A 13,364-nucleotide genomic window follows, 5' to 3' on the forward strand; every position below is an offset into this window, starting at 1 on the left:
CCGCCCGGACCTCCTGGAGGTCAGCTCACGGCCAGACCAGGCAGTACGGCTGGTGCCCCGCCTCATGCAGGCGATGGCTGAAGTCCTGCCACTCGTGGAGGAGTTGGTAGACGTTGAAGGCGTCGCGGGGGCCACCCCGGTCCGGGACCGTCGACCAGATGAACGCGGCCGCGCCGACCGCTTCCTCGCCGATGCCCCTGAGCGGGTCGACGACGGTCATCGGGAGCTTCACCACGGCGTAGTCGGGGTGCAGGACGACCAGTTCGAGCGGGGGCACCTTGTGCAGGGGGACGCCTTCGATGCCGGTCAGCACCATCGCGGCCATCGTCTCCGGTTTGATCTTGGTGAACATGCCGTTCATCCCGAGCTCGTCGCCGCCGAGTTCCTCGGGGCGCATCGAGATCGGGACACGGGCCGCGGTCGCGCCGTCGGGCGCGCCGAAGTATTTGTACGTCACCCCCACCCGACCACCATTCCCGCTCCCCGCCCGGAGCCGGTTGACCACATGGTCCAGGCCGTCCACCCGGTCCGTGCGGTCCGCACTCTCGATGCGGTCCGTACGGTCCTTGCGGTCCGCGCGGCTCCTGCGCTCCGCGCGACTCCTGCGATCCACCAGGTCAGGCCGGTCCATCCGGTCCGTCTGATCCATTCCGTCCACACGATTGACGCGATCCACATGATCGGCACGATCCATACGGTCCATACCGTCCATACGGCTGCGGCGCCCGATCCGCTCAGGCCCGCCGCTCTGGATCCGGTCGGAGCCATTGGACGGGACCCGGTCGGAACCGCTCTGTATACGGTCGCCACCGGTCTCGGAGCGGTCGATATCCGCTGCTTCGCGCTCGGTGTGGTCGGTACGGTCGGCGTCGCCCTGCTGACCGTGTGCGTCGTGGGTGCCGTGTGCACCCTGCGGACCGTACACGCCCGGCCGACCCTGCGGGGTGTACGGGGGCTGTGACCCCGGTGACCCCGAGGGCGCGGGTGGGACGACCGGGGCCGGCGGCACGGGAGGTACCGGAGGTACGGGGGGCACCACGGGAACGACGGGTACGGGCGGCGGCACCGGCGTCGGGCCGCCCTGCGGACCGGGCGTCGCCGATCCGGTCAGCTCGCCCGGTGTGCTCCGCTCCGTGGGCGCGGTGCGCTCCGGAGGGCCGCCGCGGTCGGCCGAGGCGCCCCGGTCGGTGGACGCGCCGCGCTCCTGCCGGGTCTCCGCGGCCTCCTCCGCCTCGCGTCGGTGCCTGCCCCGCCGGGCACGACGAGGACCGAGGTCACCGGTCCCGTCGCCCAGTCCGCCACCGCGATGCATATCTCCACCCGAACGCATTTCTGGGCCGCGTGACCCCCGCCGCGCAACCCGATCATCGTGTCAGTGACCTCCCCCGCGACCGCTCGCCGAAACGTGTGCGCAAACACCAGTCGGCGGGATCTCCGGAGCCTCTGACACCATGGCCTGTGTGAGCTATCCGTACGAAGCCCCAGTTTCGCAGACTCTTTTCGAGCGCGCGGCGGCCGTCACGCCCGGCGGCGTGAACTCTCCCGTGCGCGCCTTCCGCGCCGTGGGCGGTACGCCCCGGTTCATGGTGTCCGGTACCGGTCCGTATCTGACGGACGCCGACGGCCGCGAGTATGTAGATCTTGTGTGTTCGTGGGGTCCCATGATCCTCGGACACTCCCGTCCCGAGGTCATCGCCGCCGTTCAGGAGGCCGTCGCGCGCGGCACCTCCTTCGGTACGCCCGGTGAGGGCGAGGTGGCGCTCGCCGAGGAGATGGTGGACCGGGTCGGACCGCTGGAGCAGGTGCGGCTGGTGTCCAGCGGGACCGAGGCCACCATGTCCGCGATCCGGCTCGCCCGCGGCTTCACCGGCCGCGGCAAGGTCGTGAAGTTCGCCGGGTGTTACCACGGTCACGTCGACTCTCTGCTCGCCGCCGCCGGCTCCGGGGTCGCCACGTTCGCGCTCCCCGACACCCCGGGCGTCACCGGCGCCCAGGCCGGCGACACCATCGTGCTGCCCTACAACGACCTCGACGCCGTACGGGCCGCGTTCGCCGCCCACCCCGGCGAGATCGCCTGCGTCATCACCGAGGCCTCCCCGGGCAACATGGGCGTCGTACCGCCGCTGCCGGGCTTCAACCAGGGCCTCAAGGACGTGTGCGCCGAGCACGGCGCCCTGTTCGTCTCCGACGAGGTCATGACCGGGTTCCGCACCAGCCGGGCCGGATGGTTCGGCATCGACGGGGTCGTCCCCGACCTCATGACCTTCGGCAAGGTCATGGGCGGTGGCTTCCCCGCCGCCGCCTTCGGGGGGCGGGCCGACGTGATGGCGTACCTCGCGCCCGCCGGACCCGTCTACCAGGCCGGCACGCTCTCCGGGAACCCGGTCGCGACCGCCGCCGGGCTCGCGCAGCTGCGGCTGCTGGACGCGGCGGCCTACGACGTCGTCGACGCCGTGTCGCGGCGGATCCAGGGGCTCGTCTCGGAGGCGCTCACCAAGGAGGGCGTCGCGCACACGGTGCAGAACGCCTCCAACATGTTCTCCGTGTTCTTCACGGACACGCCCGTGCGGAACTACGAGGAGGCCAAGGCGCAGGAGTCGTTCCGCTTCAACGCCTTCTTCCACTCGATGCTGTCGCAGGGCGTCTATTTGCCGCCGTCGTCGTTCGAGTCGTGGTTCGTGTCGACCGCGCACGACGATCGCGCGGTTCAGCGGATCGCCGACGCCCTTCCGGCGGCGGCGCGGGCAGCAGCGGAGGCTTCGGCAGCATGAGTGACATCACGGTCGTCCACCTGATGCGGCACGGCGAGGTCGCCAACCCGGACGGGATTCTCTACGGGCGCCTCGACGGCTACCACCTCTCCGACCTCGGGCGCCGGATGGCCGACCGGGTCGCCGAGCATCTGGCGTCCCGGGACGTCACGCACGTCGGCGCGTCCCCGCTGGAGCGGGCGCAGGAGACGGCGACGCCGGTCGCCAAGGCGCACGGGCTGGACCTCGCGACCGACGGGCGGCTCATCGAGGCGGACAACGTCTTCCAGGGCAAGACGTTCGGTGTCGGTGACGGCGCGCTGAAGCGGCCGGAGAACTGGAAGCACCTGGTCAACCCCTTCAAGCCGTCGTGGGGCGAGCCGTACGTCGACCAGGTCGTGCGGATGATGGGGGCGCTCGACGCGGCGAAGGACGCGGCGCGGGGGCACGAGGCGGTGCTGGTCTCGCACCAGCTGCCGATCTGGATCGTGCGGTCGTACGTCGAGCGGCGGCGGCTCTGGCACGATCCGCGGCGGCGGCAGTGCACGCTGGCGTCCCTGACGACGTTCACGTACCAGGGCGACAGGATCGTGTCCGTCGGGTACAGCGAGCCCGCGCGGGATCTGGTACCGGCGCATCTGCTGGCGGGGGCGAAGCCGGTGAAGGGGCAATCCAAGGCCTTCGGAGCGTGAGCGCTCCGCTTGGGGTGGGGTGAGGGGTGGGCGTTGGGGGGCTGTGGGCCGGTGGTGGTGGTCTCGCGCAGTTCCCCGCGCCCCTGACGGGGCCTCCTGTGGGTGGGGTGGTGCGGTTGTCGGGGGGCTGCGGGTCGGTGGGGGTGTTCGCGCAGTTCCCCGCGCCCCTGAAGGGTTGTCCGCGTCCCTGGGAAGGTGTCCGTGTCCCCGGGGCGCCCCTGTGCGTGGTGGGTGCGGTTGTTCGGGGGAGTGCGGGTCGGTGGGGGTGTTCGCGCAGTTCCCCGCGCCCCTGAAAAGCTGCCCGCCCCCTGCCAAGCTGCTCGCGCCGCTGGAAAGCTGTCCGCGCCTCCGGGGCGCCCCCGTGCGTGGTGGGTGGGGGAAGGGTGGCTTGGTGGGGGTGTTTGTGTTCTCCGCGATGCTGAGGGGGGCCGGGTGGTTCCCTGCGGCCCAGGGAAAGGGCTTCCTTCGGGTGCGGGGGCGTAAAGGATTCGTGCCGGGTGTAGATCAATGGGAACCCTCTCGTCCTTTCGGGCCTCTCAGACGGTGTGCTTCACGTGAACGGGTGTGTGGAATGACCGAGGGGGACGTAATGCGCGGGATATCGCGGAGGGGGATGCTCGGGCTCGGGGCGGGGGCGGCCGTGGGGCTCGGGCTGACCGGGTGTGGGACCGGGCTCGGGGGCGAGCCGAGCGAGGCCGGGAGGTCCGGGGGCGGCAAGAAGCCCGGCGGGAAGAAGCCGGGGAAGAAGGCGAAGCCGCTGGGTGACGGCTCGACCTCGTACACGGGGAAGCAGCCGAACCAGCCGGGCAAGCCGCAACCGCTGGCGCCCGGCGAGAAGCCGCCGCAGTTCGTGGTGTTCTCCTGGGACGGGGCCGGTGACGTCGGGAACGGTCTTTTCGAGCGGTTCCTGAAGGCCGGGCGGGATCACGACGCCCATATGACGTTCTTCCTCTCCGGTATCTATCTCCTCCCGGAGTCGAAAAAGCGCGTGTATCTCCCGCCGAACAACGCCCCCGGCGCCTCGGACATCGGTTATCTGACGGACGAACACATCAAGTCGACGCTGGGTCACGTGCGTACCGCATGGCTCGACGGACACGAGATAGGCACCCACTTCAACGGCCACTTCTGCGGCGGCACCGGCTCGGTCGGGAACTGGACGCCCAAGCAGTGGCGCAGCGAGATCGAGCAGGCGAAGTCGTTCGTCAAGGAGTGGAAGACCAACAGCGGCTGGACGGATGTCGAACCGCTGCCGTTCGACTACGACAAGGAGCTGATCGGCGGCCGCACGCCCTGTCTGCTGGGGCAGGAGAACCTGCTGCCCACCGCGCGCGAGCTGGGCTGGCGCTACGACTCCTCCTCGCCCGGCGGCCTCCAGGTCTGGCCCAAGAAGAAGCAGGGCATCTGGGACCTGCCGCTGCAGTCCGTGCCGTTCCCGGGCCGCGGCTTCGAGGTGCTGTCCATGGACTACAACATCATGTTCAACCAGTCGCAGAACTCCACCCAGGCCCCGCCCGCCAACTACCCGGCCTACCGCACCCAGGCGACCGGCGCGTACGTCGCCGGCTTCCAGCGCGCGTACGAGACGAACCGGGCGCCCCTGTTCATAGGCAACCACTTCGAGGAGTGGAACGGCGGGGTCTACATGGACGCCGTCGAGGAGGCCCTCAAGCACATCGCGCGGGCCAAGGAGAAGGCCAAGGACGGGGAGGTGCGCATCGTCTCGTTCCGGCAGTTCGTGGACTGGATGGACGCGCAGACCCCGGAGGTCCTGGCCAAGCTCCAGACCCTCGGGGTGGGGGAGCGGCCGACGGGCGGGTGGAAGGAGTTCCTGGGGGCCGGTTCGGCCGCCTGACCTGCGCGCCAAGGGGCTGTCGACCCCGCCGTAAGCCCCCGAAACGGGCATGCGAAACTTTTCACATGAGTGTCCGTACGAGCCGTAGTCGTGCCGCTTTGCTCTCCGCCGGGGCCGTCGCCCTGGTGCTGACGCTGTCCGCCTGCGCGGGCGGCGGCATCGAGGGCGGGGGCGGTGGGACCGGGTTCATCACCGGCTCCGACGGGATCGCGACGGTGAAGAAGGGGGACCGAGCCACCGCGCCCGATCTCTCCGGCAAGACCATCGACGGCGACCGGCTCGACCTCTCCGCCTACAAGGGCAAGATCATCGTCCTGAACGTGTGGGGCTCCTGGTGCGCACCGTGCCGCGCCGAGGCGCCCAACCTGGCGAAGGTCGCCGAGGACCTCGCCGACCAGGGCGTGCAGTTCGTCGGCATCAACACACGGGACACCAGCACCCGGCCGGCGGTCGCCTTCGAGGAGCAGTACAAGGTCACGTACCCGAGCCTCTACGACCCCACGGGCAAGCTCCTGCTGCGCTTCGAGAAGGGGTCGCTCAACCCGCAGCTGATCCCCTCCACGCTCGTCGTCGACCGGGACGGCAAGCTCGCGGCGCGCACCCAGCAGGCGCTCAGCGAGGAGAAGCTGCGCAAGATGCTCGACCCGATCCTCGCGGAGAAGTGACGTGCCGGGAATGTCCGATCCGGCCATGGCGGCCGCGCTGACCACGACCGCCGCCGAGCTGAACAGGACCGTGTTCGACGGAGCCCTGCTGCTCGCCCTGCCCATCGCCGTCCTCGGCGGACTCGTCTCCTTCTTCTCGCCCTGCGTCCTGCCGCTCGTGCCCGGCTACCTGTCGTACGTCACCGGCGTCGGCGGTACCGACCTGGTCGACGCGCGACGGGGCCGGATGGTGGCCGGGGCCGGGCTGTTCGTGCTCGGCTTCACCTTCGTCTTCGTCTCCGGCGGCGCGCTGTTCGGGTACTTCGGGCAGACCCTGCTGGAGCACCAGGACGTGCTCACCAAGGTGCTCGGCGTGCTCATGATCGCCATGGGGCTGTTCTTCATGGGGCTGATGCCCTGGTTCACCGCGCGCGAGTTCCGCTTCCACACCAGACCGGCCACCGGACTCGTGGGCGCCCCGATACTGGGCGCCCTCTTCGGGATCGGCTGGGTCCCCTGCATCGGACCCACCCTCACCTCCGTCAACGCCCTCGCCCTCGAACAGGCCAGCGCCGGTCGCGGGGCCCTGCTGATGGTGGCGTACTGTCTGGGGCTGGGCCTGCCCTTCGTGCTCGCCGCGGTGGCCTTCCGCAAGGCGCTCGGCGCCTTCGCCTGGGTCAAGCGGCACTACGCGTGGGTGCTGCGCATCGGCGGCGGCATGATGATCACGATCGGACTGCTCATGCTGACCGGCGCCTGGGACCGCATCATTCAGGAGATGCAGGTCTGGTCCGCCGGTTTCACCCCTGGGATCTGAGCCAATGACGACGACCGACTCCGGCAACCGCGACAGCGCCGCCCGACGCGCGAGCGGGACCCCCGACGACAACGACCTCGGCGCCGCCGGCTCGCAGCTCTCCACCGCACCGGAGGAGGAAGCGCCCCACCTGCCCTCGCTGGGCGTGATCGGGTGGGCCCGCTGGTTCTGGCGTCAGCTGACGTCCATGCGGGTCGCGCTGCTGCTGCTGTTCATGCTGTCGCTCGCGGCGATCCCCGGTTCACTGATCCCGCAGTCGGGCCAGGACGAGTCCCGGGTCGTCGACTTCATGCGGCGCCACGACACACTGGGGCCCCTCTACGAGAGGCTCGGGCTGTTCCACGTCTACAGCTCGGTGTGGTTCTCCGCGATCTACATCCTCCTCTTCGTCTCGCTCATCGGCTGCATCGTGCCCCGCACGGGGCAGTTCGTCGGCCAGCTCCGGGGCCGCCCGCCGGGCGCGCCCAAGCGTCTGACCCGGCTGCCCGCCTACGCGACCTGGCGCACGGAGGCCACGCCGGAGCAGGTCCGCGAGGCCGCGCTGAAGGCGCTGAAGAAGCGCCGGTTCCGCGCGCATGTCGCCGGGGACGCCGTCGCCGCCGAGAAGGGCTATCTGCGGGAGGCGGGCAACCTCGCCTTCCACATCGCCCTGATCGTGATGCTCGTCGCCTTCGCCTGGGGCCAGCTCTACCGGTCCGAGGGCAACAAGCTGATCGTCGAGGGCGACGGCTTCGCCAACACCCTCATCCAGTACGACGACTTCAAGTCCGGCAACCTCTTCACCGCCGACGATCTCAACCCCTTCAGCTTCGACCTCAAGAACTTCCGGGCCACGTACGAGACGAGCGGCCCCAACAAGGGCACGCCGCGCGTCTTCGAGGCCTCCGTCGACTACGCGGTCGGCGCCGACGGCAAGGAGCGGCCGACCAGGATCGAGGTCAACAAGCCGCTGGAGATCGGCGACTCGAAGGTCTACCTGGTCAGCCACGGATACGCTCCCGTCGTCACCATCAAGGACGGCCGGGGCAAGGTCGTCTTCCAGGACGCGGCGCCGCTGCTGCCGCTGGATCCCAACATCACCTCCACCGGCGTGATCAAGGTCATGGACGGCTACCGCGACGCCGAGGGCGCGTGGGACCAGCTCGGTATCCAGGCCTTCTTCCTCCCGACGTACGGCGGCAAGAACACCGCCGTGGTCTCGCAGTTCCCCGCACTGCTGAACCCCGTGCTCAACCTGGAGCCGTACCACGGTGACCTCCGGGTCAACGCGGGCATCCCGCAGAGCGTGTACCAGCTCGACAAGTCCAAGCTGAAGGAGTTCAAGGACTCCAAGGGCGCGCAGGTGCGGGAGAACCTGAGGATCGGCGAGTCCATGACGCTGCCGAACGGGGCGGGCACGATCACCTTCGACGGGGTCAGGGAGTGGGCCGGCTTCCAGATCACCCAGCAGCCCGGCAGCGGATGGGCCCTCGGCGGCGCGATCACCGCCATCCTCGGGCTCGCCGGGTCCCTGTTCATCCAGCGCCGACGGGTGTGGGTGCGGGCGGTGACCGGCCCGGACGGGATCACCGTCGTGGAGATGGCCGGGCTGGGCCGCAGCGAGTCGGCGAAGGTGCCGGAGGAGCTGGGCGAGCTGGCGGCGGTCGTCCATGCCGAAGCGCCCACCGCCCCCGAGCCCGAGCCCGAGTCGGAGCCCGACAGCGAGCCGTCCGCCGCCGCCACGGCCACCCCCGCCGCCCCGGCGCCACGATCGCCCGCGGACAGCGCGGTCAGCGTGGGCCCGGACTCATCCACCCCCAAACCCCCAGCCGTACCCTCCGAAGGGGCCGAGCAGTGACTCTCGCCGCCGCCACCAACGAAAATCTCGCCAACATCAGCAACACGTTGATCTACTCGGCGATGGCCGTGTACACCCTGGCCTTCTTCGCGTACATCGCCGAGTGGCTCTTCGGGAGCCGGAGCAAGGTCGGCCGCACGGCCGCCGCGCTCACCTCCGACCCGAAGGACGCCAAGAAGGCGGACGCGCCCGCGGTGACGGTGAAGTCCGCCGGCGGGACCAGCGTGCTGGAGCGGCCGAAGGTGGTCGTGCGGGCCGCCGCCGGTGCCCGGGACGTGCCGGACGGGCCGGGCGCGCACGGCGGGGACGAGCAGGGCGACCTCTACGGCCGTATCGCCGTGTCCCTCACCGCGCTGGCCTTCGTCGTCGAATTCGGCGGGGTGCTCACCCGGGCCCTCTCGGTGCAGCGGGCGCCGTGGGGCAACATGTACGAGTTCAACATCACCTTCTCCACCGTGGCCGTCGGGGTGTACCTCGCGCTGCTCGCGCTGAAGAAGAACGTCCGCTGGCTCGGGCTTCCGCTGATCACGACGGTCCTCCTCGATCTCGGTCTCGCCGTCACTGTCTTGTACACCGCCAGCGACCAGTTGGTTCCCGCCCTCCACTCGTACTGGCTCTACATCCACGTCTCCACCGCGATCTTCTGCGGCGCGGTCTTCTACGTCGGCGCGGTCGGCACGATCCTGTACCTGTTCAAGGACTCCTACGAGAGCAAGCTCGCGAGCGGCGGGCGGCCCGGCCGGTTCGCGACCTCCGTCATGGAGCGGCTGCCCGCCTCGGCCTCCCTCGACAAGTTCTCGTACCGCGTCAACGCGGCCGTCTTCCCGCTGTGGACGTTCACGATCATCGCGGGCGCGATCTGGGCGGGCGACGCGTGGGGCCGCTACTGGGGCTGGGACCCGAAGGAGACCTGGTCCTTCATCACCTGGGTCGCCTACGCCTGCTACCTGCACGCCCGCGCCACGGCCGGCTGGAAGGGCCGCAAGGCCGCGTACATCGCGATCGTCGCCTTCGCCTGCTGGCTGTTCAACTACTACGGCGTCAACATCTTCGTCAGCGGCAAGCACTCCTACGCGGACGTGGGCCTGGCCGTGCTGCACTCCGTCGGAGGCCGGGCCTGACGGTTCGGCTCCGGCAGCACCCCCGCCGCCGTACGGCTTCGCACACCGAAGGCCGGTTCCCATGACACGTCACAGGGGAACCGGCCTTCGGCGTACGGACGAGCCCTCAGGGGCCCACAGGAGGCGGCAGGGACACCAGCAGCGCCCGTGACGACGGCGTACTGCCCGGTGTCCAGCCGCCCGTACCGGCCATCCCGGGGAGCGTGCGGCGGGTGGCGTTCCGCAGGGCCGGGTGGTCCCGGCCGCGCAGTCCGGCGAAGAACGCCACCCGGTCGGCCCTGCCCTCGGCCCGGTCGTGCAGGACGGACTCCATCAGCCGCCGCCCGGCCGTCTCCTGCACGTTGTCCAGCAGGACCACCGGCCGGCCGGCTCGCTGCGCCCGGGGCACGACCCCCGCGTACGCGTCGTCCAGGTCGGCGAGCAGTGCCCGTACGAGTTGGTGTTCAGCGTGGGTGCGGGCGTCGCCGCCCGCCCGGAAGTGCCGCGAGAGGAGTATCAGGCCGAGCTTCGGGTTTCCGGCCGCGTGCGGATGGTCGCGGTACCAGACCGCGCCCCGGCGCAGCCGCCGGTGCGAGGACGACATCCCCTCGCTGAACGCCTCCAGCGCCGCCTCGATGATCGCCTCCACCGCCGGCTGCCCCTGCACCGACATCGACGACACCAGCCGCGCCACGGCCTTTCCCACCCACCGTCCCGCCAGCCAGCCGCCCGTGTCGCTCAGCAGCAGCACCCGCTCGGCCTCGGCGCAGACCCGCGACAGCCCGCGATCCCCCCAGCCCCCGGCCGCGACCGCGAGCAGTCCGCACGCCAGCCGGGGGAACGTGATCCGCCCCGCCCCGCCCACGGGCTCCCCGAGCTGCTCCGCGACGGCCGACAGGGCCTCGTAGGCGGGTGACCAGGTCTCCGGGGGCCGGCCCTGCGGAGGCCGGTCGAACCGTGCCTCCTCGCCGTCGATCAGGGCGACAGGCATCCGTCCCGTGTACGCGGCCCGCAGCTCCCGCAGCGCCGTGCCCCGGGCTTCCGCCAGCACCACGAAGGGGAGGGCGTCGGAGTGCTCGTACGCCGCGGGTATGTCGAAGAGGGCGTGGGTGTGCGTCGTTGCCGTTGTCATAGCTGCTGTGGGTATCAACAGCTGTGGGGCAAGGGGCAGTTGTTTCGGAGTACGGCGAAGTCTGCCCGTTCGCTTACGAACCCGACCGTACGGCGCCTATGAAGGAGAGCCAGGCGGAGCGGTTGATGACCAGTACCGGGCCGTCGGGGTTCTTGCTGTCACGGACGGGGACGAGTCCGGGGAAACCGGGGGCTACTTCGATGCAGTCGCCGCCGTTGTCGTCGCTGTAGGTGCTCTTGATCCAGGTCGCCGTGCTCAGCTGGTACTCGTCCATGATCCCCGTACCCCTCCATCACGTCGCTGATCAGCGCGGCGGACTCGCGAGCTGACGGAGCGTCGGCCCTGAGCACATCATAGGTCTGGCTATGTCGTACGAAGACGGCCGGATCGTCGCTGAAGTAGCCACGGTCCAAGGTCTCCGAGTAAACCCACTTGTGTCCGTCCGGCATCGTGATCAGCGACATCGAGCCGCTGGGGCGGACGACTCCGGGAAGGGCGGCCGGGGCCATCTGGATGTGGATGTTGGCCTGCCTGGCGACGTTGAGCAAGTGCGCGCACTGGCCCCGCATGACGTCGGGGTCGCCGACGAGGTTGCGCAGGCAGCTCTCGTCCAGCACCACGGCGTAGAACGGGCCGCCGGGCTCCAGGAAGCGCTGCTGTCGGCTCAGCCTGGCCCGCACACGCTCGTCCACCTCGTCGGAACTCCTGCGGCGACGGCTGAAGAGCGCCTCCATGTAGTCCACTGTCTGCAACAGGCCCGGAATGACGCGCTCGTGGTACGCCCGCAGATCGACAACCTCGGTGTCCATCTCGGCCCGGCGCCTGAACCAATCCGGATGCTCCACCTGCGGGTACCAGTCCACCTTGGCCCACATCCGAGCCAACACCCCACCCGTGTCCAGCACTTCATCGCACCGCTTCGCCAACTGCTCGCTCGGCACCCGGGTGCCCGCCTCGACCTTCGCCACCTGGGAGCGGTCGCACGGGACCTCTCTCGCGAGGGACTCCTGGGTCAGCAGGGCCGCCTCGCGGTAGTGCCGGAGCACCTCGCCGAACAGGGCCGAACTTCCGGCCCCGCCGGCCCCTTCCGCGTTCCGCCTCGTCATGACGTCCCCCTCGTGCCGTCCGTGGCAAAGGTCCAGTGCCACACGTACCGCATTGATGGCGACCGTTCCCTTCGGCGACGCTGTGTACACCCAGAGTGACGGAACAGGGCTGTGGAGTGTGCGTGGAACCAGTGGAACCAGAGGGACAGCTTGTCTACGATCCGCGGACGCGGCGCGTGGGGGAGTACCGGGACAGGGTCGGGCCGTACGCGATGCTGCGGCCGGTGGGCGGCGGCCGGGAGTGGGAGGCGGACCCGGGGACGCTGCGGCCGGCGACCGATGCGGAGCGGATCGGGGCGCTGGTGAGGGCGGCCAACCAGCGGACGAGGAGGAGGGTGTGACGGTACGTCGACATGACCCCTTGGGCGGCCTGGGCAGCCCGCCCGTTCCGGCGCCCGGCTGTGCCGCCTGCGCCGATCTGGCCGTACGGCGGGGCGAGGCCCGAGCCCGGTACGACCGGAGCGCGGAGACCGACGCGAACGTGCTGCTGCGTCACCATCAGCGACGGGAGCACGCCGGAGGTGCCCGTACGCGGCGGGTGTTCCGGTACGTGCCGTACGTCATCGCCCAGGACGCCACGGCGGAGCCGGAGTACGAGGCGCGGTGCGTGTCGGGCGACGAGACGGAGTGCGGTGCGGAGTCGGGCGTACGGAGTGATCCGGCGGCGGTGGAGGAGTGGCAGCGCGGACACACCCAGGAGACCGGGCACCTGCGGTACCGGCGGAGCTTCGGCGACTACTCGGTGCTGGAGCCGCTGGAGGAGGTGCCCCTGTGACGACGGTGAGGGTGCACGCGCCGACGTCGTTCGAAGGTCCTCACTTCGCATATCGATGCGGGGAATCGGACATTCCGGCCCTGTCGATGCCCCTGGTGGCGCTGTGCCCGTGGTTGTCCCGTGAAGTAACTCGCAGGTCAGGAGTGACGGTAGGGGGAGGGGTGACCCGGCTGGAACACTCCTTCACGCCGGAGCGCGGGGTCTCATAGCTTCGAGTCGTCCGAACTGTCACCCAGTACAGGAGTGAACAGAAATGAGACGCATCCGAAGGCTCGCCGCATCCGGCGCGGTCGTGGCCGCGTTGATGGCCGGCACCAGTGCCATCTCCATGACCAGCGCGACGGCGGCCCCGGCTGCCCCGGCAAAGGAATTCGCCCCCACCGCCCTCTACTGCGGGTACCACGGCGCCGTCACCCCGCCCGAGATCGCGTACGGCAGCACCGGAAACGCCGTGCGCGAGGCCCAGTGTCTGCTCCAGTACTGGGGCTTCTACATCGGCCCGACCGGCGTCGACGGTGACTTCGGCGGCAACACCCGAACGGCCACCCGTGACTTCCAGGCCACCTGCCGCATAGGCGTCGACGGCCGCATCGGGCCCATCACCTGGAACCGCCTGCGCAACGGCTGCTGACCGCATCCGTGCCTCACTGTCGGCC

At 70.2% G+C, this 13,364-nt stretch carries 13 protein-coding genes and 1 pseudogene; 10 read left to right on the plus strand and 4 right to left on the minus strand.

Annotated elements, in window-relative coordinates; all coding sequences use genetic code 11:
• Positions 1-25: 25 nt before the first annotated feature.
• Positions 26-463 carry a hypothetical protein gene (locus tag H4687_RS26755; RefSeq protein WP_003974483.1) on the minus strand — a complete coding sequence of 146 codons (438 nt, stop codon included), beginning with the start codon at positions 461-463 and terminating at the stop codon, positions 26-28.
• A gap of 988 nt (positions 464-1,451) precedes the next feature.
• Here H4687_RS26755 and hemL point away from each other — a divergent pair.
• The 7 genes from hemL to ccsB all read left to right on the plus strand — a co-directional run bounded on the left by hemL (position 1,452) and on the right by ccsB (position 9,716).
• Positions 1,452-2,771 (plus strand): glutamate-1-semialdehyde 2,1-aminomutase, encoded by a 1,320-nt coding sequence (hemL, locus tag H4687_RS26760; protein WP_046917406.1) that lies wholly within the window; start codon positions 1,452-1,454, stop codon positions 2,769-2,771.
• A complete protein-coding gene (locus H4687_RS26765) occupies positions 2,768-3,442 on the plus strand; it encodes a histidine phosphatase family protein (RefSeq protein ID WP_046917405.1) in 675 nt (224 codons plus the stop codon). The genes hemL and H4687_RS26765 overlap by 4 nt, the downstream gene beginning before the upstream one ends.
• 589 nt (positions 3,443-4,031) lie before the next feature.
• Complete coding sequence (locus H4687_RS26770) at positions 4,032-5,297, plus strand: polysaccharide deacetylase family protein (RefSeq protein WP_179860040.1); 1,266 nt, start codon at positions 4,032-4,034, stop codon at positions 5,295-5,297.
• 65 nt (positions 5,298-5,362) lie between these two features.
• Positions 5,363-5,962 (plus strand): TlpA family protein disulfide reductase, encoded by a 600-nt coding sequence (locus tag H4687_RS26775; protein WP_046919465.1) that lies wholly within the window; start codon positions 5,363-5,365, stop codon positions 5,960-5,962.
• Positions 5,963-5,972: 10 nt separating this feature from the next.
• The gene (locus H4687_RS26780) at positions 5,973-6,758 is read left to right on the plus strand and encodes a cytochrome c biogenesis CcdA family protein (protein WP_046919466.1); all 786 of its coding nucleotides are present in this window, start codon (positions 5,973-5,975) and stop codon (positions 6,756-6,758) included.
• A 4-nt stretch (positions 6,759-6,762) separates the two neighbouring features.
• Complete coding sequence (resB, locus tag H4687_RS26785) at positions 6,763-8,595, plus strand: cytochrome c biogenesis protein ResB (protein WP_050398101.1); 1,833 nt, start codon at positions 6,763-6,765, stop codon at positions 8,593-8,595.
• On the plus strand, positions 8,592-9,716 hold the full coding sequence (ccsB, locus tag H4687_RS26790) for a c-type cytochrome biogenesis protein CcsB (protein WP_046920343.1): 1,125 nt from the start codon (positions 8,592-8,594) through the stop codon (positions 9,714-9,716). The genes resB and ccsB overlap by 4 nt, the downstream gene beginning before the upstream one ends.
• Positions 9,717-9,822: 106 nt before the next feature.
• Here ccsB and H4687_RS26795 read toward each other — a convergent pair whose 3' ends face one another.
• The 3 genes from H4687_RS26795 to H4687_RS26800 all read right to left on the minus strand — a co-directional run bounded on the left by H4687_RS26795 (position 9,823) and on the right by H4687_RS26800 (position 11,933).
• Complete coding sequence (locus H4687_RS26795) at positions 9,823-10,827, minus strand: hypothetical protein (RefSeq protein WP_225966833.1); 1,005 nt, start codon at positions 10,825-10,827, stop codon at positions 9,823-9,825.
• A 73-nt stretch (positions 10,828-10,900) separates the two neighbouring features.
• Positions 10,901-11,029, minus strand: coding sequence for a DUF397 domain-containing protein (locus tag H4687_RS46635; RefSeq protein ID WP_233443309.1), 129 nt, complete (start codon positions 11,027-11,029; stop codon positions 10,901-10,903).
• A complete protein-coding gene (locus H4687_RS26800; RefSeq protein ID WP_046914241.1) occupies positions 10,986-11,933 on the minus strand; it encodes a helix-turn-helix domain-containing protein in 948 nt (315 codons plus the stop codon). The genes H4687_RS46635 and H4687_RS26800 overlap by 44 nt, the downstream gene beginning before the upstream one ends.
• 116 nt (positions 11,934-12,049) lie before the next feature.
• Between H4687_RS26800 and H4687_RS48520 the strand changes: the two are divergent.
• From H4687_RS48520 to H4687_RS26815, 3 genes and pseudogenes are all read left to right on the plus strand, one after another.
• Positions 12,050-12,453 (plus strand): annotated as a pseudogene (locus H4687_RS48520) (hypothetical protein); the annotation flags it as partial.
• 30 nt (positions 12,454-12,483) lie between these two features.
• Positions 12,484-12,708: a DUF7848 domain-containing protein gene (locus tag H4687_RS48720; RefSeq protein WP_451682053.1), complete on the plus strand. Its 225-nt coding sequence runs from the start codon at positions 12,484-12,486 to the stop codon at positions 12,706-12,708.
• A gap of 253 nt (positions 12,709-12,961) precedes the next feature.
• The gene (locus H4687_RS26815; RefSeq protein WP_046914235.1) at positions 12,962-13,339 is read left to right on the plus strand and encodes a peptidoglycan-binding domain-containing protein; all 378 of its coding nucleotides are present in this window, start codon (positions 12,962-12,964) and stop codon (positions 13,337-13,339) included.
• Positions 13,340-13,364 lie beyond the last annotated feature (25 nt).

This window comes from Streptomyces stelliscabiei (assembly GCF_014873495.1).
GTDB classification, from domain to species: domain Bacteria; phylum Actinomycetota; class Actinomycetes; order Streptomycetales; family Streptomycetaceae; genus Streptomyces; species Streptomyces bottropensis.